General features: G+C 51.2%; 18 protein-coding genes. 6 read left to right on the top strand and 12 right to left on the bottom strand.

Translation table 11 applies throughout. The annotated features are described in order from the left end of the window. Positions 1-6: 6 nt before the first annotated feature. The 10 genes from BTJ40_RS04045 to dnaX form a co-directional block, all read right to left on the bottom strand. Positions 7-1,188, bottom strand: a complete 1,182-nt coding sequence (locus BTJ40_RS04045) for a VWA domain-containing protein (RefSeq protein WP_108731893.1) — start codon at positions 1,186-1,188, stop codon at positions 7-9. 100 nt (positions 1,189-1,288) lie between these two features. Next, on the bottom strand, positions 1,289-2,134 hold the full coding sequence (locus BTJ40_RS04040) for a MoxR family ATPase (RefSeq protein ID WP_108731892.1): 846 nt from the start codon (positions 2,132-2,134) through the stop codon (positions 1,289-1,291). 172 nt (positions 2,135-2,306) lie between these two features. Next, positions 2,307-2,987: a YEATS-associated helix-containing protein gene (locus tag BTJ40_RS04035; RefSeq protein WP_108731891.1), complete on the bottom strand. Its 681-nt coding sequence runs from the start codon at positions 2,985-2,987 to the stop codon at positions 2,307-2,309. Between the two features lie 415 nt (positions 2,988-3,402). Beyond that, complete coding sequence (locus BTJ40_RS04030) at positions 3,403-3,783, bottom strand: hypothetical protein (protein WP_108731890.1); 381 nt, start codon at positions 3,781-3,783, stop codon at positions 3,403-3,405. A 211-nt stretch (positions 3,784-3,994) separates the two neighbouring features. Then, positions 3,995-4,444, bottom strand: coding sequence for a YcgN family cysteine cluster protein (locus BTJ40_RS04025; RefSeq protein WP_108731889.1), 450 nt, complete (start codon positions 4,442-4,444; stop codon positions 3,995-3,997). 10 nt (positions 4,445-4,454) lie between these two features. Further along, the gene (locus tag BTJ40_RS04020; protein WP_108731888.1) at positions 4,455-4,742 is read right to left on the bottom strand and encodes a YcgL domain-containing protein; all 288 of its coding nucleotides are present in this window, start codon (positions 4,740-4,742) and stop codon (positions 4,455-4,457) included. After that, positions 4,739-5,869, bottom strand: a complete 1,131-nt coding sequence (gene rnd / locus BTJ40_RS04015) for a ribonuclease D (RefSeq protein WP_108731887.1) — start codon at positions 5,867-5,869, stop codon at positions 4,739-4,741. The genes BTJ40_RS04020 and rnd overlap by 4 nt, the downstream gene beginning before the upstream one ends. Before the next feature lie 9 nt (positions 5,870-5,878). After that, positions 5,879-6,484: a recombination mediator RecR gene (gene recR, locus BTJ40_RS04010; RefSeq protein WP_108731886.1), complete on the bottom strand. Its 606-nt coding sequence runs from the start codon at positions 6,482-6,484 to the stop codon at positions 5,879-5,881. A 30-nt stretch (positions 6,485-6,514) separates the two neighbouring features. Further along, positions 6,515-6,859, bottom strand: coding sequence for a YbaB/EbfC family nucleoid-associated protein (locus BTJ40_RS04005; protein ID WP_108731885.1), 345 nt, complete (start codon positions 6,857-6,859; stop codon positions 6,515-6,517). A gap of 55 nt (positions 6,860-6,914) precedes the next feature. Next, positions 6,915-8,891, bottom strand: a complete 1,977-nt coding sequence (dnaX, locus tag BTJ40_RS04000) for a DNA polymerase III subunit gamma/tau (protein ID WP_108731884.1) — start codon at positions 8,889-8,891, stop codon at positions 6,915-6,917. A gap of 235 nt (positions 8,892-9,126) precedes the next feature. Here dnaX and BTJ40_RS03995 point away from each other — a divergent pair, with 235 nt between their 5' ends. The 5 genes from BTJ40_RS03995 to BTJ40_RS03975 all read left to right on the top strand — a co-directional run bounded on the left by BTJ40_RS03995 (position 9,127) and on the right by BTJ40_RS03975 (position 20,150). Continuing rightward, positions 9,127-9,654, top strand: coding sequence for an RNA polymerase sigma factor (locus BTJ40_RS03995; RefSeq protein ID WP_108731883.1), 528 nt, complete (start codon positions 9,127-9,129; stop codon positions 9,652-9,654). Between the two features lie 355 nt (positions 9,655-10,009). Then, the gene (locus BTJ40_RS03990; RefSeq protein ID WP_108731882.1) at positions 10,010-11,065 is read left to right on the top strand and encodes a FecR domain-containing protein; all 1,056 of its coding nucleotides are present in this window, start codon (positions 10,010-10,012) and stop codon (positions 11,063-11,065) included. A gap of 508 nt (positions 11,066-11,573) precedes the next feature. Beyond that, the gene (locus BTJ40_RS03985) at positions 11,574-14,090 is read left to right on the top strand and encodes a TonB-dependent receptor (protein ID WP_238152125.1); all 2,517 of its coding nucleotides are present in this window, start codon (positions 11,574-11,576) and stop codon (positions 14,088-14,090) included. A 232-nt stretch (positions 14,091-14,322) separates the two neighbouring features. Next, complete coding sequence (locus tag BTJ40_RS03980) at positions 14,323-16,953, top strand: TonB-dependent siderophore receptor (RefSeq protein ID WP_108731880.1); 2,631 nt, start codon at positions 14,323-14,325, stop codon at positions 16,951-16,953. Between the two features lie 485 nt (positions 16,954-17,438). Continuing rightward, the gene (locus tag BTJ40_RS03975; RefSeq protein ID WP_108731879.1) at positions 17,439-20,150 is read left to right on the top strand and encodes a TonB-dependent siderophore receptor; all 2,712 of its coding nucleotides are present in this window, start codon (positions 17,439-17,441) and stop codon (positions 20,148-20,150) included. Positions 20,151-20,214: 64 nt separating this feature from the next. On the opposite strand, the gene BTJ40_RS03970 is transcribed toward BTJ40_RS03975, so the two are convergent. Further along, complete coding sequence (locus tag BTJ40_RS03970; protein WP_108731878.1) at positions 20,215-21,351, bottom strand: transglutaminase-like domain-containing protein; 1,137 nt, start codon at positions 21,349-21,351, stop codon at positions 20,215-20,217. A gap of 382 nt (positions 21,352-21,733) precedes the next feature. Between BTJ40_RS03970 and BTJ40_RS03965 the strand changes: the two genes are divergently transcribed. Beyond that, entirely contained in the window at positions 21,734-23,266 is a 1,533-nt protein-coding gene (locus tag BTJ40_RS03965) for a peptide MFS transporter (RefSeq protein ID WP_108731877.1), read from the top strand. Positions 23,267-23,328: 62 nt separating this feature from the next. Here BTJ40_RS03965 and BTJ40_RS03960 read toward each other — a convergent pair whose 3' ends face one another. Continuing rightward, entirely contained in the window at positions 23,329-24,159 is an 831-nt protein-coding gene (locus tag BTJ40_RS03960) for a sulfite exporter TauE/SafE family protein (RefSeq protein ID WP_108731876.1), read from the bottom strand. Between the last annotated feature and the right edge of the window lie 44 nt (positions 24,160-24,203).

Here is a 24,203-nt window from a genome sequence, read left to right as displayed (position 1 = left end):
AGCCTTTTAACGCCCTTTAACCAAATAAGCGATGGCTCGATCCAACCCCTCCAGGGTCATCGGATACATATGCCCGTCCACCAGTCTCTGGGTCATACCGATACTGGGAGTATACTGCCAGTACTCCTCTCCTACAGGGTTCAACCAGATCAGGTTACTGTAGGTATCGGTAACACGCTCCATCCAGGCCGCACCGGGCTCTTCATTCATATGTTCGACACTGCCGAAACGACTGGTAATTTCGTAGGGCGCCATAGACGCATCGCCGACAAAAATTACTTTGTAGTCCTTGCCATAGGTGCGCAGTATTTCCAGCAGCGAGGTATTCTCGCTATAGCGCCGCTGGTTGTCTTTCCACACATGTTCGTAAACAAAATTGTGGAAATAAAAATATTCGAGATGCTTGAACTCGGAACGACAGGCGGAGAACAGTTCTTCACAGACGCGCACATAGGGGTCCATAGAGCCCCCTACATCGAAGAAGATCAGCACCTTAATCGCATTATGTCGCTCCGGCACCATTTGAATATCCAGTAACCCGGCGTTGCGTGCAGTAGAGGAAATGGTGTTATCCAGATCCAGTTCTTCGGCGGCACCGGTGCGGGCAAATTTGCGCAGCTTGCGCAGAGCCACCTGGATATTGCGGGTGCCCAGACTGATACTGTCATCCAGATTTTTAAACTGACGCTTCTCCCACACTTTTGACGCCGAGCGATTGCGCCCCTTACCGCCCACACGGATACCACCGGGATGATAACCACTATTGCCAAACGGGCTGGTGCCGCCAGTACCAATCCAGCGATTACCACCGCTGTGACGCTTCTTCTGCTCCTCTAGACGCTTTTTAAATTCCTCCAGTAGTTTTTCCAAGCCACCGAGGCTTTGCACCTGGGCCTTTTCCTCTTCGGTCAGCTGCTTCATAAATTCTGCACGCAGCCAGTCCTCGGGAATCATTTGCTCGACAATGTCGTCGAGGGTCTCAAGGTCCTTAAAATAGGCGTCGAAAGCGCGATCAAATTTATCGAAGTGCTTCTCGTCCTTGACGAGGCAAACGCGGGCAAGGAAGTAAAATTCCTCAAGGTCGGCAAATACCAGGCGCTGCTGTAATGCCTCAAGCAGGGCCAGCAGTTCGGTGATGGTTACCGGTAATTTATAGCGGCGTAAATTCTGGAAAAAGCCAATCAGCATAATAATTCGCAGTCAGCACAGGGAAAAAATAACACCCGGTAAAACCGGGCCGAAGTCACCGAGGACAACCTATGCCCTCGGTGACATTAACCAACACAGTTTAGCGATTATCGCGACGGGCCATAAACGCCAGGCGCTCCAGCATATGGACATCCTGCTCGTTTTTCAGCAGGGCACCGTAGAGCGGCGGAATGGCATTGCTGCTATCGCTGTTTTTCAAAATCTCCCCGGGAATATCATCAGCCATCAACAGCTTGAGCCAATCGATCAGCTCAGAGGTCGAAGGCTTTTTCTTCAGGCCTGGAACCTCGCGCAGCTGGAAGAAAATATCCATTGCCTCGGCCACCAGCTGCCCTTTGATCCCTGGATAGTGCACATCGACAATTTTGCGCATGGTGTCACGATCGGGGAAGCTGATGTAATGGAAAAAGCAGCGGCGCAAAAAGGCGTCCGGCAGTTCTTTTTCGTTATTGGAAGTGATAATTACGATGGGGCGCTGCTTGGCCTTGATGGTTTCGCCAGTCTCATAGACAAAGAACTCCATGCGATCCAGTTCAACCAGCAGGTCGTTGGGGAATTCGATATCCGCTTTATCGATTTCATCAATCAGCAGCACCACGCGCTCATCCGCCGCAAAGGCCTCCCAAAGCTTACCGCGCTTAATGTAGTTGCCAATATCGTGAACCTTATCCACCCCCAGTTGGGAGTCCCGCAGGCGGGATACCGCATCGTACTCGTACAGGCCCTGCTGAGCTTTGGTGGTGGATTTAATATGCCACTGGATCAGCTTTAGTCCGAGGCTCTCTGCTACCTGCTCGGCGAGCAGTGTTTTGCCGGTGCCGGGCTCACCCTTGATCAATAGTGGGCGCTGCAGGGTAACGGCCGCATTCACCGCCATCTGCAAGTCTTCGGTCGCTACATAGCTTTCGGTACCGGTAAACTTCATAACTGCTCCAATCCTGTCGTCGAGGCTAACTATCTCTTTTAGCGAATGATAATTGAACAACAGGTTGGGGGCGAGGCGGTAACGCTCAATTTGGATGACCAGCTTGCGCTGGGGAAATTTGCCAGTCCCGCAGGGCGAGTCTTGAAAGCCCGCGTGGGCTTTCCGAAGCAGCCTAGGCCATCTGGGTACTGCGGCGGTGTACAACCTGGCGACCTTTGCCGGTGATATACCAGCGGATGCCCAGGTGACTGTGAATTTTCCCGACCATCTCCAGCACCAGCAAGCTGTTCAAGGCACGAGCTATAGAATTGGTTTCCATACCGCTGTCCTGCACCATGCCGGAAAGAGATCGAAATACACACTCCCCGGTATTTAACAAATGCAGCACCTGTAGGGCATTGTCATCCAATTTACGGATCTGATTGAAATCGATGGTCGGCCCCTGCTCGGGATCGCCCTCAATTTCATGCTCCAATAGGGGCATCATTTCCAACTGCATGGTGCGCAGTTCCTGCTCCATATTCTCTACCCGGGCGCGGGCAATACTGGCGTCGCGCAACTGGCGCCGCGCGGCGTTAAACACGAACATACGGGACGCAATTGCAGCGAGCAGGCAGTAACCGGTAAAAATCAATAAACGCGAGGGGTCACCCTGGATTTCTATCAACAAGTCACTCTGGGTGAATTTAAGGAATATCGGCACCATCAAGGCGCCACACAGCCCCATAATCAGGCAACGTGCGAGCCCCGCTGGATCTTCTTCGGTAAACAGCATTTGATAGTAATTGACCAACCCACCCAAAATGCCCGAAACCAGCATTACTGCAGTCAATATAAGCAGGTGATCGAGCATCAGTATTCCTCAGCCATTCGGCTCTCACTGCCAATCCGGGCAAGTGGGTATTGAACTGAATATTTCACTCTATTCACGACTGCCCTTGCCCTCTTCCCCTATTAGGTGCGAGGTATTTCCCACATGCCGGATACAGGCGCCTCTTGTTGTTACTGGATACCTGGCAGAAAAGTGACACTGCTTTTACATTGTTTTGCATTGCGCCACAGCGGGAACCAGCTTAATAGATATAGCAGCTGTCATTGACTGGGGTTGTCGGTCTAAAGGGTTTTAGCGCCTTTGATACGAGCAACCGAGTGAAGGCCTGGATATAGGCGTCGAGGAGGGACGATGGCTGCGCAAGTGAATTAAAGTGCAACAAAAAATACTGGGTGAATGGCTACCCTGCCCTCAGGCATGACAGCCATATCTTGGGTTATTGTTCGTTAAAGTAGGGATCTTCATCAAAGCGACGACGCCTGTCCCGGCGAAATCTCATCAGCAAGCTGACAACCCCCCAAACAACCATGATCGCCAGGGCCCCACCTGAAGCGAATATCAAATTGGTAGTGACCTCCGGCGCAGCTCCATTTTCTTCAAACAGCGTTTGATAAACAAATAGCGGCAACACAGGCACAGCAACTGATTCCGCTACAGAGGTCTTTGCCGGCGCCAACAACACCGCCGCAGCCACTAACAGTAGAGTCTGGCGCACCCAACTCCAGCGCCAATTGCGCATAAACCACCAGCCCGCCAACAGCATAACCAGTGTTGAAGCGGCGTATACCATCCAGGCAAATTGGAAATCTTCTGTCATTCTCTCACTCTACTTTCTGGCACACCGATTTAATATCGGGCATATATGCCAGGGTCCTTTACATCGTCACTCGCTCGGAACCGGCATATTTACGCCGCTTCGCAGACAAGCACTGCCAGCCATAAATCGATCCGAAGAAGGAGTTATTCAGAGGCTCCTTAATTATGCGCAATATCCAAAGGCGTTCACAGGTCGCAGTTCCCGTTTGCGATCAACCCTGTTCAACCCAAGAGACAATATGATCCTCCATATCGTCTGGATGAACCGACTCTTCACTGACAACGCGCCCATGCACCGATATCCCCGCCCGATGCACGGATTCCGGGTCCCCCGACACCAATGGGTGCCAGTCCGCAAGAGGGCGCCCTTCCGCAAGACTGCGGTATGCGCAGGTGAGCGGCAACCAATCGAATTCGGCAATATCCTCTATACGCAACTGAATGCATCCGGGAACATGGGCTTTGCGCTGGCTGTACTTGCTGCACTGGCAGGAATGGGTATCCAACAAGCGACAGGCCACATTAGTGAGGTAGACCTCACCCGTATCCTCATCTTCCAAGCTGTGCAGACAGCAGCGACCACAACCGTCACAAAGCTGCTCCCACTCGGACCGATTCATTTGCTCCAGCGTTTTCCGCCGCCAAAAAGGCTCCTGTGCCATTTAGCTCGACTCAGCGTTGCAACTTGCTGTTCTTCAGGGCGATTTCACTCATTTCGGAGTCGGCTACTGGCGGCATCTGTAAGTAATAGCCGCGAGTGCGCACCTCTTTGAGTAACTTGTCCGCCTCTGCACGGGCCAGCTTTTTGTCCGGCGTCATCAACATCGTAGTGACATGCTGCGGCTTGCCGAAAAGCTCCAGTAGATTTTTGGGAACCCTCGCAGTGCCCTCGCGCTTATCCACGTACAGATACATTTCGTCTTTATTCGGGCTGCGATAAATATCGCATAAAACTTTCACTTCAATTCCTCTTTACGCAATTGTTTCAGAGCTTCGAGCAAAGGGTGGCCAATCACATCGGCCCGCCATCCTCTGAGCCGGCCCTCCAACTCTGGTTGACGGGCCTGGACCAACGCTTCCAGCTCTTTTTTGCGAATTAATATTTCGGCAGGCAACCCGGCCCGCTCGGCAATAGACACCATCTCAAGCCGCAGTTGCTTGAGGATTTCTCCCTGCTGCCGGTTGAGGGGCTGCTGCATTCGCGCAGGTGGATCGCTTCTCTCGCAGGCTTGGGCAACGATTTTTAACAAGGTCTCGCCGTGCTCACGCAGAGCTCGCCCTTCCATACCCAGTTGGCTCAAGGCACCTCTATGCCGGGGCAACTGTTGGGCCAGGCCGATACAGATATTCTCTTTCAACAAGTGATTGCGCGGCATATTCAGCGCCCTGGCCTGCTTTTCGCGCCAGGCACACACATCCTGAAGCACTGCCAGTTGTTTACTGCGCAGGCGCCAAGCACCTTTCACTTTTTGGTAGTAAACCTCAGGTGGGTTCGGGTTTCGAGCCGTGACCACCAATGATGCACAGTCTTCCTGCAACCACTCCAGGCGCCCCTTCGCATTGAGGCCTTTTACCAGTACGCCGTAGAGTACCGGCAACCAAGCGACATCGAGGGCCGCATAGGTTTTCTGTGCATCACTGAGAGGTCTCTGCAGCCAGTCCGAGCGGGTTTCACTCTTGGGCAATTCAATATGCAGTAGCTGGTTAACTGTCGCTGCATAACCTAAGCCCGCTCCCATACCACAGATCGCAGCGGCAACTTGGGTATCAAAAATGGGCTCGGGAATCACCCCCAGCAAGCGCTCCAGGGTTTCCAGGTCCTCACTACAACTGTGCATAATTTTAGTGACAGCGGTATTGAGTAAGAGGTCGCGAAGCGGCTGTAACTCCTCGATAGCCAAATTGTCGATCAGGTAGCAATGTTTTCCATCACCTACCTGGACCAGGGCCGGTTGGGGATAAAAAGTACGGCTGCGCATGAACTCGGTATCCAAGGCTACCGCACTCTGCTTGCGCCACTCTGCACACAACTCTACCAGCTGCTCGTAACTGTCGACCCAGCGTGGAGTGGTATCTATTTCTGTCATCGATATCACTCAACTGCCAGAGAAAAATGCGGTTCGACTATTAAATGCATGGGCAAGAGTGCCGCCATCGATATATTCCAGCTCTCCGCCGATGGGCACACCGTGGGCAATCCGGCTCACCGCCACCCCCTGGGCACGAGCTCTCTCCGCGATGTACTGCGCGGTAGCTTCACCTTCTACCGTAGGGTTAGTGGCGACAATAAGTTCGCGCAACTGCTCAGTAGCGAGCCTCTGCTCCAGCAAGTCGATCCCCAGGTCCCCCGGGCCAATGCCATCAATGGGCGAGAGATGCCCATGCAGGACAAAGTAGCGACCGTGGTAATTACCGGCCTGCTCAATAGCCAGAACATCAGCGGGCGTCTCAACCACGCAAAGTGAGTCCTGCTCGCGCCGGCTATTGCTACACAATGAGCAAACGGGCTCCTCTGTGAGGGTGCGACACTGCCCACAGCGCCCCACTTGTTCCACCGCTCGCGCCAAACTCTGGGCCAGCAGGGAGGCAGCTTCCCGGTCTTTTTCCAACAGGTACATCGCCATGCGCTGCGCGGACTTGGGGCCCACACTGGGCAGACAGCGGAGCGCGCGGATCAGCTCTTCAATCAGGGGACTAAACATACAAACTCAAAACCAGTGGATGGCCACTTCTTAAAAGGGGAACTTAAAGCCTTCAGGCAAATTGATACCTGAAGTCAGGTCTCCCATCCCCTGCTTTTGCAGTTCCTGTGTTTTTTCCTCTACACGGCGCACAGCGTCGTTGACCGCAGCGGCCAGCAGGTCTTCCAGCATTTCCTTCTCTTCGGTCATCAGGGAGGGATCAATTTCCACAGATATCACATCGTGGCGACCATTCATCGTCACCTTGACCATACCCGCCCCAGACTCACCGCAGATACGCAGTTCCGTCAGCTCCTGCTGCATCTTCTGCATTTTTTCCTGCATATCGGCCTGCATTTTCTGGGCCTGCTGCATCAAATCGCCCAAACCTTTCATAGGTAACCTCTATCTTGTGCATGTGGTCCCTGAATAAACCGGGCCCTAATTGTCATTAATCTTCTACTACTAGTGATTCTACGGAGCCCGGCACCAGTTCCGCACTCAATTCTGTCTGTAATTCTTGAACCAGCGGGTCAGCGACCAGTGCATCCAGGGCAGCTTCAAGCCGCGCTTGGCGGGTAGCTGCGACTAACCGGGCGGGGGTACTCCCATGTACCTGCCCTACTTGTATCTGCGCCACCACAGGCTGCTGGAAGAAGTCTGCCAGAGAGTCCCCCAGGCGCCGCTGGTGAACTTCGTCGTAGAGGCTGCTGTAGGATTCATCCAGGGTGAACGAGAGTATATTGTCCTGCCTGCCCACCATCTCCAAATGCTGGGCAATGGAGTGCAAAATACCGGTAATACCCAGCTGTCCATACATTACCGGCCAACTGCCAGGCGTTAATGCTTCCAAACGCCCTTTTGGCACTTCCTGACCGCGGCTTTCTACCGGAGCCTCCCGCGAGGTATTCACTGTATTTTGTGGTACTGGTTGCTGTGGTGCCGGCGCCGACTCCACTTCCGCAACTCGCTGGCGCAGCTCGGCCAGGACATCTTTACGCTGGGGACGCTCTTCTGCCACTCCCTGGACAGGGGACGGGCTTGTAATTTGCTCCGGCTGAGCCCCCGTCGCTGGCTCACTGATCAATTCAGCTGGGACCGCCGGCTCTGCCTCTTGCTGCTCTACCTGATTCTGCGACGGCTGTAGGCCCTGCACTGCCTGCGAGGGAGCTAGATCAACCGTTGCTACAGCCTGCGGCTGTGCCGCTTCAGGCTTTTTTAGCGGGCTGCCCCCCGGTACTTCTGGCGCTACAGGAGCCTGTGGCTGTAGCGCTTCTGGAGCCGGTGCTGGTGAAACGGGTTCGGAAGCCGATGGCAGTGGCGAACGGGGAATATCCGCAACACCCTGGGGGCGGAAAGCCAACATCCGCAGTAGAGCCATTTCAAAGCCACTGCGCTGATCCGGGGCCAAGGGCAGGTCACGCCGGGCCAGCAGGGCCATCTGGTAATACAGCTGCACATTTTCCGGGGCGATACGCCCAGCTAAATTTCTCAGTCGCTCACCATCACCCAGGGAATTATCGATAGATTGAGGCAACACCTGAGCCACTGCAATACGGTGCAGGTTATCGGCGAGTTCTGCCAGCGCAGCACTGTAATCAGGGGCCTGCTGGGACAACTCAGCAACTGTGGCAAATAAGGCCGGCGCATCCTCTTCGGACAAGGCTTGCAGCAGTTTCCACACCAAGCCGGTATCGATACTGCCCAGCATACCGCGCACTTCTGCCTCGGTAATTTGCCCTCCACCAAATGCGATGGCCTGGTCGGTAAGACTCATCCCATCGCGCATACTGCCATCTGCCGCGCGACCAAGATGCCACAGGGCGCCCTCTTCAAACGGAACCTGTTCCTGCTCCAACACAAACTTCAAGTGCCCCACAACCCGCTCGGGGCTCATATTCTTCAGCTTGAACTGGAGACAGCGGGACAGCACGGTAACCGGCAACTTCTGCGGATCAGTCGTTGCCAGTAGAAACTTCACATGGGGAGGCGGTTCTTCGAGGGTTTTTAACAGCGCGTTAAACGAGCTGTTCGACAACATATGGACTTCATCGATCAGGTAAACCTTGAAGCGACCCCGGGTCGGTGCGTACTGCACGTTCTCAAGCAGTTCACGAGTATCTTCGACCTTGGTACGCGAGGCTGCATCGACTTCGATCAGGTCGACAAATCGGCCATCGGCAATCTCATTGCAAGTATGACAATGGCCACAGGGTTCAGAACTGACTCCCTCTTCACAATTCAGACACTTAGCCAGGATTCGTGCAATCGTGGTTTTACCCACACCACGAGTACCGGCAAAGAGGTAGGCGTGATGCAAGCGACCATTATCCAGGGCGTTGATCAACGCCTGGAGAACATGCTCCTGTCCCACCATCTCGCGAAACAGCTTCGGCCGCCACTTCCGTGCCAGTACTTGATAACTCATTCAATCTCCGGTGCTCGACACACCTCTGCAAAGTCTTATTGTCTGCGCCTGTGGCGCGGCCGCCATTATACCGGCATCCACCGTCAGGCATAGAGAATCGGAGAGCGTGACCAGTCAAGTTCGATCGTACCTCTCGTAGCGAAACCAATGCTTGTGATATAACTGTGCGCCAACTCGCACTAAGAACAATCAGTCCATAACTACAGCGAGCCGGGTACGGGGATCACGATCAGTAATGAATAAGGCCAGGAAGACGCTTCTCGAAAGGCTGTTTACCGAGCACGGACAGGCCTTGGTACGCTTTGTCTCTCGCATTGTCAAAAGCCCTGACGATGCCGAGGATATCGCCCAACACGCCTATTTGCGCCTGCAAAAGCTCAGCGATGAAAAGGAACTCGAGAACCCACGGGCCTACCTCTACCAGATTGCCAATAACCTGGCCGTGGACCAGCTGCGCCGAGGCAAACTCCATGTGGAGTACGTGAGTCAGCAGCTTCCCATGGAGGGTGAGCCCTACACAGACGATCATGCTGACCACCAGTCACCGGAAAGACTGCTTGCAGCCCGCCAGCAGCTGCAATCAATCTACGACACCATGGACAGGCTACCCCTAAAGTGTCGCCAAGCCTTTCTACTGCACAGGACCCGAGGCCTCTCCTATAGTGAAATCGCCCAGGAGATGAATATCTCGGTTAGCAGTGTTGAGAAGTATATTTTGCAGGCTTTGAAAGCGTGCCGTAAGAAGGTAAATCCCGGGCCATGACCTGTAAGTTAAGAGAGTTAGCTCAGTCACTTTGTGGCAGTCATCCCTGAAATTACAATGATAAAAATGAAGATGAAGTACAATTTTTCACAGCCTACCACTCCTCCTTTAAAATTAATTGAGGGAGAAACCTGTTCAGCCGTCTCAGCTTCGAAGGGCGATATTGAGTAAAACTTAAGACTCACCGTCTAACAGAACTTTTTACTGTTATACATTGCAAATGCGTTCGAATTATTTTTTTGCTCAGAGGCCCGCACCGTAAAGGTCGCACAAATTAAGAAACTTTGAGTAATATGCAACTTTTAGTATCAAAGTACTAAGTAAGATTTTTATAACCCTAGGTGCTAGAGCAGCCATGAAAACCAACCCAGAGCAAATAGTAAGCGAAGATAGCCTGGATCAGGCTTGTGCTTGGGTTGCCCGTTTGCGCTCCGACTCAGTCAGCTCTAGTGACCGCCACCAGTTCAGCCAGTGGCTCTCCCGGGAAGAAAACCAGCGAGCCTTTGCAGAAATCACAGAACTCTGGGGGGATCTTGGTGCTATATCCCACCTGCCGGTTGATACTCTATTCCCAGAAAGCATCCCGTCCCGAGACACAAGGACGACCACAAAATCCGCTAAGCGAGCATCAAACCACGGATTTCAGAAGCACAACTCTCAATGGGCACTGCCCAAGTGGCTCATTGGCGGGGGACTGGCTACCTGCGGAGCAATAGTTGCTCTTTGGGTTGGCTATCAAGGCATGGGCGGTGAGCTTAAAGCTCAGGTATACGCTACCGAGCGTGGACAGATACAAACCATTAGCCTTTCCGATGGCTCAGAAGTAAAGCTGAATTCAAATAGTGAGTTACGGGTTATCTATAACCGTAATGAGCGTCGTACGGAGTTAGTACGGGGAGAGGCTTTCTTTGAAGTGGCTAGACAAACCTCTCGCCCCTTTACCGTTGCCGCCGGTAGCGCCAATATTCGTGTATTAGGTACGGAGTTTAATGTTGAACTCAATCCAGAGAGCACCAAAGTATCAGTGACCGAAGGCACGGTTTCAGTCAGCGAAACAGATAGCGCTCCCGGCCTGAAACCCGAATCGGTACAGCTGGTTAAGAACGAAAAGGTCAGCGTATCCGATAGGGGCCTGAGCCCAATCGGCCAGACCTCACCAGAAGAAGCTACCGATTGGACCCGAGGACTTCTGGTCTTTGAAAGAACCCCGCTTAAAGACGCCTTGGTAGAGTTGAATCGTTACCTCAACACACCTGCTGTCGCTTCCCCCCAAGTCGAGAACAGGCTGGTATCTGGAACTTTTGAGGTTTCTGACCCCGACAATACCCTAAAAGCAATTGCTACCGCTCTGGACTTACAGCAAGACCACAGCGATACCAACCTGACTATCTTGTCTCCCTCCCATAACTAGGTTATAACCGTCAACCATGGCGGTTGTTTATTACCCAGCTCGACAGATCCGCCCATAGAACCAAGAACAGAAATGTTAGCGCTGCTCACTACGAGCAGCCATAAAAACAATGGGCCACTCTTTGACTCTCAAGCACTGGATAACAATATCCCTTGCCTTAGCGCTCACAGTTCCCAGCGCTACATTTGCCGTGTGCCCAGAGTCTGGCATCCAAATACCTAAAGGAAGCCTATCCCAAGCTTTAATATCACTAGGTCAACAATGCAATATATCATTAGTTGTTAGAACATCTTATGCAGCCAATTACCGTGTAGACCAGCAAACACTTCTCAGCCCCAAAGGCCAATTTGAACCAGCACTGAAAGAACTCCTGAAAGGGATTCCACTCTCTTATAAAATACTAAGCCCTTCTTCGGTTGCCGTTATTGAATCAGCTACAACAAGCATCACCCTAGATAAAAACACCGATATAACACGCACAGAAGAAGTAACCGTTACCGGAAAAGTCTTGACCGGTAGCCACTTACGCCACTTTCAATCAGATGGGTATTTGCCCGTCGACAGCCTGTCACGTGATCAACTTGAAATGTCTGGAGCCCAAACTGTCGCAGACCTACTCCAGTTCCTACCAGCCATATCCGGCAACTCGACTAGCACCTCAGTCAGCCAACAGAGTGACGGAACAGCCACCGTTTCCCTGCGTAATCTTCCCGCAAATAGTACCCTGGTACTAATTAATGGGCGACGAGTCATCAGCGATGGATTTAATGGAGAGGCAACAGACCTAAATACAATACCCCTCGCCATTGTCGAGAGAGTGGAAATATTAAAAGATGGGGCTTCAGCAGTTTATGGCTCCGACGCAATTGCGGGGGTAGTCAATATTATCCTGCAAAGGGATTTTGAAGGGCTCTCAACCAAAAGCTATGCGGGACAAACCCCTCAAGGAGATCGAGAAAGCCAATCCCACCAGTTAACTTGGGGCTGGAGAGGCGATAAAACCCACGTCATGCTCAACCTCTCACAGATTAAGCAGGGAGCGGTAATGAGTCGCGACCGCAGTATATCTCAGTCTGCGGATAGCCGAGCCGCCGGCGGCTCTGATCAGCGCTCATCAGCCATTCCAGAGGGTTTCATTGCGGTCGGTAAAAATGATGTAGTAACCAGCATATCAGCCGGCACATATCAGGACTGGTCGCCTGAGGACAAGTTTGACTATAGCGACTACTCCTCAGCCATTCCCCAGACACAGAGCGACGCCATTTATATGGTGGGAAATTTGGATATTGGAGAGAGCGCTACTGCCTTCTCCGAGCTTATGGGAATACGCTCTAGTGGTGAGTCAACAGCGGCTCCCGCTCCAGTATTCACGCGGTTCGACAATGGTGATTTGACGATATCTGCCGACAACATTTACAACACTTTCGGTGAAGATATTTATGATGTCCGACGACGTTTCGTCGAACTCGGCCCCAGAGTACAGAAAAACCGTGCTAACACTTGGCGCTTTAGCACTGGCCTAAAAGGCTTCCGAGACGAATGGCAATGGGAACTGAACGCTTCAACTCACCGAACTCATCGAAAGGAGACGTTGAGTAATGTTATAGATCCATACGCTTTATCCCTGGGCCTTAAAGGACCAGACATCTGTAACCCTACAATCTCCTGCACCCCCATCAACCTGCTCGGTCCCAGCGGCAGTATCGACCCCGAGCAATTGGATTTCATTCGAGGAACAAGTATTACAACTAGTAATTCTCGGATGACATCGCTCACATTTATTACCGATGGCACTGTCAAGAGGATTGCAGCAGGAGACATTCTTGCGGCGGCTGGAATCGAATTCAGGCGAGAAAGCGTTAATCTTTACTCAAATGCCAGCTCAGGACTGTCGTACATTGGCGGCCTTGCCCCAGGCTCCACCAAAGGTTCCCGGAATATAAAAGAAGCATTTGCCGAGGTATCAATCCCGATTGCATCAGAAAAATTATGGCTGGATGGAGCCATTCGCACCTCCCATTACGACGATTTTGGAAGTACCAGCAACCCAAAACTTGCCCTGAGATGGAAGCCAGTCAAATCAATGCTTGTTCGCGGCAGCTTTAGTACTGGATTCAGGGCGCCAACACTGACTGATATGAACCAGCAAGGTTACCAGACCCAGGCATTTTTATTTGATCCTTGCACAAGCGCAAACGCCAGTAGTTTGCTTGGCTGCCTAGGACAGGCTGACAACTCACGAGTCCAATACCTCACAGAGTTTAGTGGCAACCCAGACCTGAAACCAGAAACATCCCGCGCCCTCTCCCTAGGGGTTACATGGCATCCACTAAATATCAAAGGGTTAATCGGGAGATTCGATCTTTATGACATTGAAGAAGACCAGGTTATTGGGAGCAATCCCCAATTTCTATTAGAGCAAAACGCTTACTTCAATCTCTTTAACGACCTAGTCATCCGCGACAGCAATGGCGATGTCACCCAAATTTATGCATCGCGCATAAACCAGGGTAGCCGCGAAGTCCGCGGCTACGATACAGCCTTTCTCTATGAGCTTCAGCCAAATCAAAACAACCAAGTCCAACTGGCGCTGAATATTAGCCGAATGCTGCACTACCTCAACCAAAGCTCACCTGATTCCGCAAAAGAGGATCTTACCGGAACCTTCACTGACACATTGAGCGGGGGAATCGGCTCACTCCCCAAATGGAAGGCAAATGCCGGGGTCTACTGGAAAACCGGCCCATGGAATGCCGGTTATACCGTACACTATGTAGGAAGCCTTAAAGAGACCTATACCAATCAAAATGGGGTGAGCAGCACGCGCAAAATCAGTGACTGGTCGTCTCAGGATATCCAACTGAGCTATACAGCAACAGATCGATTGAAGGTGGCTCTTGGCATAAACAATCTCTTTGATCGCTCACCACCACTCGCCACAACTGCTGTCAGTGATAATTACGACTACCAGACTTACGATCTGACCGGTCGGTTCTTTTACGGAAGCCTTTCCTTTAAGCTTTAACACACTCACCAGCTTAAAAATCAATCCAACCGAGCAAAAAAACGCCCACTAGTTACCTATCAGACCTGACAATACGTAGTTTTAGAAAAAAAATACGATTCTTATGAGGGGTTCTGCCCGCCAATCGTCTTGATCATGTTGGGAGGAAAGTGACCACTTGGGGGTAGTCACTTTTAACGATCGCCACTTATGGCAAAAGACTATAAATCCAACGATCAAGAGAGGATTGACAATGAAAAAGAATCTCCTGTCCGCAGCAGTCAAAGGGGCCCTGGGCCTGACTGCAGCCGCGATTATGATTCCTGCTATGCCAGCTTTTGCACAAGAAGACGCAGCAATTGTTGAGGAAGTAGTTGTTACAGGTTCCCGAATCAAGCGGGATACACTTAACGTTTCCGGCCAAACTGTAACCATTGATCGCTCAGACATCGATCTGAGTGGCAACATGTCCGTTGCGGATGTTCTTCGTGAGACCTCAGTAAACTCTCTGGGTTCTTTCAGTGAGCGCTCCGGTAGCTCTGCCCAATCTAACGCCACCGTTAACCTTCGCGGCGCTGGCTCAGACCGCACTCTGGTACTGATCAACGGTCGCCGTGTATCTGCCTCCCCTTCTCTTGGCGGTGGCGGCTCCGTAAACCTCAACATGATCCCAATGGATGCCGTTGAGCGTATTGAAATTCTTGCGGATGGCGCTTCTTCCACCTACGGTTCTGACGCTGTAGCAGGTGTTGTAAACCTGATCATGCGCAAAAACTTTGAAGGCGTAAGCTTCAAGTCCCGTATGGGTCGTCCATCACAAGAAGGCGGTGACGAAGAATCCGTTAGCTTGGTATTCGGTACTTCCGGTGATCGCGTTTCCATCACCTCCGCTATTGAATTCAGCAGCCGCGATGAAGTTTACGACCGAGACCGCGATTACACCTCAGCCCGCTGGGCCGATTCAGACGGTGACGGTTACATTGACATCAACACCGAAACTGTTGGTGTAAGCCGCTACGGCCGCGCCATCTGGGATGATGAACACTCGACCTGGGCCGCTCCCGGCAGCACCTACAACGAAACCACCGGACTGTGGGAAGGCGGTGACTGTGAGAGCATTGGCGAAGGCTTTATCAATGCACAGTACAGTGGCGGCAACGTATGTGGTTACGCATACAGCCTGATCTCTGCTAACAGAGCATCCCTGAAGAAAGCAAACAGCTTCACCAGTGCCGAGTTCAATATCAACGATGACTGGAAAGCCTTCACTGACGTGCTTTTCTCTCGTGTAGAGTCGTTCGGCCGTTATGCTCCTCCCGCTGCCGTATTTGATCCAATGCCTGCCGATCACCCGGATAACCCCACTGGCGAAGAGACCTATGCCACTTGGCGTTGGGACGCTATTGGTCCGCGTGACAACACCGTTGAAGACCTGATGATGGATGGCACTATCGGTGTTAGCGGTCAGATCAATGACGCGATCTCCCTCGAAGTATATGCACAGTTTTCCAAATATACTTCTACCGGCGTTGGCTCCAACTACTTGAGCTATGGTGGTCTGGCCATCAACAACGAGTGGTACGGCGACCTGATCATGGACAGCGATGAGGCTATCGCTAACTTGCGAGCCACCACTATCACTGATGAGCAGATGGATACCCGTCGCTTCTTCGCTGGCTCCCAGATTGATATGCTGGAACTGGCTGGCGGTACTGCCTCTGCCTACGTTGGTTTAGAGCGCATGGAAGTTGAATATACTTCTATCGTTGACGCGCAGTCCGAAGCTGGCTGGGTTGGCGGCAGCTCCGGTAACAGCGCCAGCGGCTCTCGCGATGTAACTGCACTCTTCTCTGAGTTCCTGCTGCCCGTTACTGATCAAATCGAAGTTAACCTTGCAGTTCGCTACGATGACTACTCAGATTTCGGTGGAGCCACTTCTCCGAAGGTTGGTGTAAATTATCGTCCTCTCGATAATGTCACCCTGAAAGCATCCTGGGGCCAAGGCTTTAAGGCTCCTGCCCTTTCCGACCTCTACGGCGTAACCTCTTTCTCTGCAGAGGATGCTACTGACTACGTTTACTGTGCAGCAAACGGCATCGCGTCAGGCGACTGTGTTGAGCAACAGTACAACACCTACTACGGTTCCAACCCAGATCTGGATGCAGAAGAATCTGAAGCATACACTCTTGGCGTTGTTTACGATGCTACCGATAACATCACCCTCGGTCTCGATTACTTCAACCTGACCGTAGATAATGTTATCCAGACTGTTGGCGCTCAGGACATGATCTTTGCTGAGTATGCAGGTCAGGAGCACACTGTAGTACGTCTGGGTAATGGTGAAATTGACGAAATCTACGCTGGATACGTCAATGGGCCGGGCTTCGAACTGCAAACTTTAGACTTCAGCGCTAAAGGTGACTTCGATACCGCTTACGGTGTGCTTGGCTTCAACTTTATGCTCAGCCACCTGATGGAGTACAGCCAGCAAGCCTACTTCGGCGCTGACGTTCAAGACCACGCCGGTTGGAACCTGTTCCCTGAGTGGAAAGGAACTCTGGGCCTGAGCTGGACCAAAGATGAGCACCGCGTTGATTGGTATATGTCCTACACCGGCTCCCATGCCGCAGAGAACATTATCGACGACAGCGATGACAGCTTGCTGCCCGCTCTGGAATCCAATGGTAAACTGGATGACTGGTTGGTACACAACCTGTCCTACAACTACACCTTCCAGAACACTCATAACTTCAAGCTTGGTGTTCGCAACGTATTCAATGAGGACCCAGTACTCGATAAGAATGGTGAGTTCTCTCGCGATCACTACGACCTGTACAACAACTTCGGTCGTGTGTACTTCGCCGAGTACGCCGTTGACTTCTAAGTCTATAATTGTGGCCTAGCCACTGTTACAGATACAGAAATTAAAGGGACCCTTTCAGGGTCCCTTTTTTTATGCCAATAGGCAGGCCTAAGTACCCTTTTGACTATAACTACTGCCTTTTCTAACGACCATTCCCACCCCGACTATCCAGTCTCGACAAGAAGTCAGCATAAGGTAAAGCAACCTTAGCGACCTAGCTGGCCATTACCCCCCCGTCGCTGAAAATTAAATCAAACAAAAAGCCTTTTTCGAAAAAAAAGAAAAATACGAAATATGTATATTAAATATTTAGTCTTCTTAGATTGAAAAATCTAGAGATTTACTTTTTGTAAGACGATACATCTCAATAGATCTTACCGCACATAAGTTTCAAGTTATCGCAATAGTTCCATATCGACATGGAATGCATTAAAGTCAGGTCTGACAGCTTTTAACACATATCATAAAAAGCATTATAAGTACCTTAACTATAAGAAGGTTCCATTATGATCAAGACCAAACTGAGCATTGCCATAGCTGCTCTGGGCACATTGGCCAGCACTGGCATTCTCGCCCAGGAATCCTCGGATATTGGCGCAGAAGTAGAAGAAGTAATTGTTACCGGATCACGCATCGCACGTGACCCACTATCCACGACAGGTCCAATCACTCTGGTTGACTCCGAAACCATTGCGCGCTCTGGCGTTGGAACTATTGATGAGCTTCTGAACCAGCTGCCATCTATGGGCACCACAGGAATCAACTCCAACGACAACAATGGCGGCGCCGGCTTGTCTTTCGTTGAGCTACGTAACCTGGGCTCCGCTCGCACCTTGGTTTTGGTTAATGGTCGACGCTTTGTATCCTCCAGCTCTGGTGTCAGCTCTGCTGTGGATATGAACAATATCCCAGTAGATATGATTGACCGTATTGAAGTCCTGACCGATGGCGCTTCAGCTGTATACGGTTCTGATGCGGTTGCAGGTGTTATTAACATCGTGATGAAGGACTCTTTCGAGGGAGTTCGAATCAATGCTCGTGCAGGCGCCACCGAAGCTGGAGGCGGCGAGAATGGAGAAATTTCTATCACCTTCGGTGGGGAAAGCGATCGCGGTAAATTTATCGCGAATGTCAGCCACAGCAAGCGTGACGAAATCACCTATAACGATCGCGACTGGGCGCAGCTATACAGCTCAATGTCCCCCACCGGCAACATCTTCACCAACTACGGAACTTTCGGTGTTTCTGATGACGGTGAATCTCTTACCGACTATTCCTCATACGATATCGGCCAATTCATGTGGCTGTCTGGAGCCATGGAGCGCACCAGCCTGATGGCTAGCGGTAGCTACTCAATCACCGATGCCGTTGAACTCTACGGCGAAGGCTCTTACACCGTAAAAACCACTAGCCAGCAGTTGGCAGCCCAGCCAATGTACAGTGGTAATGGCCTAAACCTGACCTCTGACAATGTATCAAATGAAATCGCCGCTCAGTTGGAAGAAGCCTGGCAAGAAGCGGAGGATCAGTATCAAATCGAACTCGCTGCCTATGAGGCCGCTTATGATGAGTGGGAATCTCAGGGCAGTCCCGATGGTTTGGAACCCTCTGCTCCAGAAGCGACCCACGGCGATAGCTGGGAAGATGGCATCACTGATATCCGCCTGCGTCCAGTTGCTGGAGGCACCCGTGATTACGAGCAAAAGACTGAGACCTTCCGTCTGCTAGGTGGCGCCCGCGGTGACCTGGCCAATGGCTGGGGCTGGGATACCTTCCTGAGCTTTGGTCGTAACGAAGGCGAGAACACTATTGGCAACTCCTACAACAAGACCTTATTGCAGGAAGTTATCGATGGAGGCAGCTCTCTTGCTGATGAGGATATTTCTTTTCTCGGCGGCATGAGCGATGAAGTTATAGATTACATCAGCTATACAGATCGCGAAGACAATGAATACGAGCTGGTTAACTTTGGTGCCAGCTTAACCGGCGATATCGACGCTGTTCAGCTTCCGGGCGGCCCCCTAGGCTTCGCAGCCGGTGTTGAATACCGTAAAGAGTCCGGTGAGTTCAACCCCAGTGAAGAAACTCAGAACGGTGATACTTTCGGTAATCAGCAGGATGCCACTGCTGGCGACTATTCGGTGACCGAATTGTTCACAGAATTTAATCTGCCGATTCTCGCCGGTGAAAAATACGCTGACGAACTGTCTATGGATGTCGCCCTGCGCTATTCCGACTTCGATACCTTCGGTGGTCAGAGCACAGGTAAACTTGGCATTGTTTATGCCCCGACCGAGAACTTCCGTTTCCGTACCAGCTACTCGACCTCTTTCCGCGCACCGGGCATCTACGAACTCTACAGCGGCACTTCGCAGAGCTACGAATACCTTCTAGACCCCTGTGATACCAGTAGCTCCAACTCAGATGGCCAAGGTGCTTACTGTAGTGAAGTGGGCTCAAGCTTCACCCAGGCTGGCTCTCAAATCGCTACCAATATTGGGGGTAATGAGGACCTGGAAGCTGAAGAGGCGCGTACATTCACCGCCGGCATCGTTTGGACTCCCTCTTTTGTTGAAGACCTGTCCATCACTGTTGACTACTATGACGTGGAAATCACTAACGCGATCGACAGTGCCGACCTTCAACAGATTCTGGACGACTGCTACCGTGATGGCATTGCCGATGCTTGTGCCCTGATTGAGCGTGGTGACAGTGGCCAGATCACTTACTTGGAAGGCTCTCTGCTGAATATCGGTGAGATTAGAACTAAAGGTATCGACCTTGATATAGTTCAGAATCTTTACTTCGACACAGGTAAACTTGCTCTGCGAGCACAGGCTACTCGCCTACTTGAGTATGAAATCTACAACACAGAAACTGAGCAAACTTCCGACTACCTGGATTACGTTGGCACAAACAGCAGCCTCTACGTGAAGTGGCGCGGCCTTGCCAATGCAACCTGGTATGCCGATAACTGGGACTTTGGTGTAGACGTACAATACTTGAGCGATGGCCAAAGCCCCTACGTTGATGTGCCCTCCCACACCTACTTGAACCTGAAAGCGGGCTGGGACGTAAATGACAATATGCGTCTTACTGCTGGTATCGACAATATCGCTGACCGCGAGCCGTCGTACACCTCCAGCTGGTATGACGTGAACAGCAGCTATGACTACCAAGGCCGCTACGCTTGGGCTGGTGTTAGCTACCAATTCTAAAGCCAGACTCCGAAAGCCAATGTAGAAAGGGTGCCTATGGCACCCTTTCTATTAATGACTAAAATTAAGCACCACTATTCAACAAGCGATCCAGTTTTTGCTGATATATATTTTTCACGTCCAAGCTACTCACCAGCGAAAATGCTCTCTCAAAGCTATTCCTGGAAGCCAGTAAATCACCAAGGTTATATTGAGTTAGCCCAAGTAAAAAGTGGAATCGGTGATCATCATCATTGGCCTTTATAGCTCGTCTTAGACGTTTTTCTGCATCCAGGTAATTTTTGTTTTCATAGGATTCGCGAGCCTGGTAATAGAGGTAGTAAGGATTACGTTCCCGGTGAAATTTCACCCTACCAGCATAGACGCTGGCTAACTCATCACGTCCCGTGCCGCGATATAACCACTCTAAGTTGCTGCTGGCAACCAGGTTATCCTCCTGTAAAACGAGGGATTGGAGATAGCTTTGCTCAGCCTCATAAAGATGGTCAAAACGACTATAGAAAGCCCCCATGTTAGACCAGAAATCACTTCTTTCAGGACGTAATTGCAAGGCTTTACGTAAATATAGAAATGCTTGCTCCTCATCTCCTTCACGAAGGAACTCCACACCTCTATTACTGTAATAAAGAGCGAATGCAGTAATATCGTCCAGGGTTCTCTGCTGATAAATAGGATCGTAAACTTCGAGATTGAGATCGATAATTCGCTGACCGCTTGGGTGCTCAGATACCATATTCACGTGACGATAAATAACAAAAGTCTCCGCCTCTTCCTGACTCCAGACAGGGGGGACATCGACTTCATTAAAGAAGGCCTCAACCCCTAACTCCCTCGCCATAGCAACCATCATCAGTGTAAAAGTTAAGCAATTACCCCGCTGCTGATAAAAGGCTTCCCTAGCAGAGAGGGTACTGTTCGCATCGTACTCAAAGAAAAGCTCCCTCTTACTCACCGCGTTCGTCAGTGCCTGAAGGCGGCTATCAGGTATCGCATCAGGAGAAAGTGTATTTAGATATGAGCGAATTTCCGTATCAAGTTCTAAAAGTTCTTCATCTGGCAGCTCATTTGTTCGAACAGATCGATTAAAAACAGCCCGTCCACTCAAAACAGAATCAGTATCTACTTGTTTAGTATGGATATTTGGGTACTGGGAACAACCACCAATGACCAGTACCACAGCGACTATAAATAGTGCCTTCACAGCGTTTCCCTCCCCAAATTTTGAACTGTAACAGGATTTATCACCAATTTAAGGCCAAATAAAGTGCCCTGGTACCATTTGCTTAAAACGCCCCACAACAGTTCGCCTGTTAAATAGACAGCTGGTAAACTTTCCAAGTTACGCAGGAGGTAGGTGCTCCAAACATTTGGGACTTTGAGCTGGCCGGAAACATCCGCCCCAAACCCAGATCGGTCGCGACCTCCTTAAACAAGAGCAATACAGGAAATAAATAGTACTCTGAAACATGGATGAATTACCTGGCTAACCAAAGGGCACCGAAAATTCAATTCCCTGGCCAGGCTGCCTTCCTGATATGCACCAGCATATTGCACTAGAGCTATAACAACTGGAATTTCAGCTTATGTCGTCAAATACACATCAAAATGACGCCGGCTTTTTTGGCCACCCCAAGGGGCTCTCCACGCTTTTCTTCACCGAAATGTGGGAGCGGATGAGTTACTACGGTATGCGAGCCCTGCTTGTGCTGTTTATGACAGCCAGTCTTCAGGAAGAGGGCTTGGCCTTTACTGTTGCCGCGGCGGGAGCTATCTATGGGCTCTACACTGGCGCCGTGTACTTCCTCGGCCTGCCCGGTGGCTGGATTGCAGACCGACTGCTAGGAGGACAACGCACCATTTGGTACGGCGGCATCATCATTATGTGTGGCCATATTGTGCTCGCCATCCCAACCAGTTGGAGCTTCTTTATTGGCTTGATCCTTGTTGCTACCGGCACCGGCCTCCTCAAGCCCAACATCAGTGCAGCAGTTGGACATTTGTACCAACCAGATGATGTTCGCCGCGACAGTGGATACGCTCTGTACTATATGGGCATCAATATGGGCTCAATTATTGGCTATGCCGTCTGCGGTTACTTTGGTGAAAATGTCGGTTGGCATTGGGGCTTTGGTGCCGCTGCAGTGGGGATGGCTATTGGCCTGATCCAGTATCGCCGCACTATCCACAATCTGGGGGGCGCAAGCCTCAATCCCGAGAACCCACTTTCGCCAGAAAAGGCAAAACTAGCTTGGCGCATAATTGGTGCTGTCGTAGTCGGTGTTGCAGTGATTACTGGCTTGGTGATGAATGGCACTATCACCATCAACCCGGTAGAAATAGCCAAGTACGTAGCTGTAGCCTTCACCCTGACTTTCCTTGCCTACTTTGGCTTTATCTACTTTGGCGGCCAGCTGAGCGGGCCAGAGAAAAAGAAAATGTGGGCGCTATTCCTAGTCTGTGTAGCCTCTACCTTTTTCTGGTCGGGCTTCGAGCAAGCGGGCTCCTCACTGAACCTATTCGGCCGCGACTACACGGATCGCCTGATTGGCAGCTTTGAAATGCCAACCTCCTGGCTACAAAGCTTTAACTCCATCTTTATCATTACCCTGTCCCCGTTCTTTGCCGCACTGTGGATTAACCTGGGCAAACGCATGATCACCCCATCCTATGGGCTGAAATGTGCACTTGGCCTGATCATCATGGCCAGTGGCTTCCTGGTAATGTTCTTTGCCGCTCAATATGCAGCAGCGGGCCTGAAAGTTGCTCCTTACTGGCTGGTAGCCACTTACTTCCTGCACACTGTCGGTGAACTCTGCCTGAGCCCAGTGGCCCTGAGTGCAGTAAGTAAACTTTCTCCTCGCCGCTTTGCTGGCCAGATGATGGGTGTCTTTGTTCTGACTTACTCTATCGGCAACCTCTTTGCCGGTCTTCTGTCAGGTAACTTTGATCCGAACAATGTTGCTGAAATGCCAAACCTGTTCCTGCAAATCAGCTTGTTCACAATTGGAGTGGGTATCATCCTGGCCCTGATCAGTCTCAAGTCCAAGTACTGGGAAAGTGACTCAGAAGCACCACAGAATACTGCGACAGCTGAAGGCTCTACTAAAACGGCCTAATACTTAGCTGTACTCCCAAAAAAAGGCCACTGCATGCAGTGGCCTTTTTTATTTTCCCTCGCCTAAAGCAAGCCTTGTAATAGACCGACATTCAGCCAGATAAAGCGCGCCCCAATAATAAACAGCAAAACGGCAAAGCAATGCTTAAGCATTTTGGGAGAAAGGCGATGGGCGAGATTGGCACCAAAGCGGGCAAAAAACGTGCTGGTGATAACAATTCCAAAAAACGCAGGCCAGTACACATAGCCACTACTCCATTCTGGAAGAAGCTGGTTGTTCCAGCCCTGGAAACCAAAGCTCAGTGCACCCGCAACCGCAATGGGAAGACCACAAGCCGCCGACGTAGCAACCGCACGCTGCATCTTCACCCGACAGCGGGATAAAAATGGAACGGTTAATGAGCCCCCACCGATACCAAAAATCGCGGATACCCAGCCTATAACGCCCCCAGCAGATAGCAGTAAAGATGACCTTGGCAAGTTGCCGGCCCCCTCCGTTAATTGATCGTGCCGGGCACCACTAAGCCACATCCTCACCGCAATCACGATAGCAAAGACACCGATCAACAGCTGCAGCCAAGCACCGGGAAGTAATTCAGCAGTGACACCACCGGCCCAGGAGCCGATTAAAATGCCTGGAGCCATAATCCCAAAGATCTTCCAGTCCACCGCCCTTTTCTTGTTGTGGGCGCGCACTGAACTGATTGAAGTGACAATGATTGTTGCCAGGGAGGTACCCACAGCCATGTGGGTGAGGATTTCAGGGGATATCCCCATGGCGGTGAAAACAAAAACCAAGGCAGGAACAATGATCAGGCCACCACCTACGCCAAATAATCCGGCGATAGTTCCAGCAGCGGCACCGACCAACAAATAAACCAGTAGTACTTCCATAGCCCACCCCATTTAAATACGACAAACAATTTTGTCGCATTTAA

Source organism: Microbulbifer sp. A4B17 (assembly GCF_003076275.1).
Classification (GTDB): Bacteria; Pseudomonadota; Gammaproteobacteria; order Pseudomonadales; family Cellvibrionaceae; genus Microbulbifer.
Note: the sequence above shows the minus strand (reverse complement) of the source record. Positions and strands in the feature narration are given on the sequence as shown.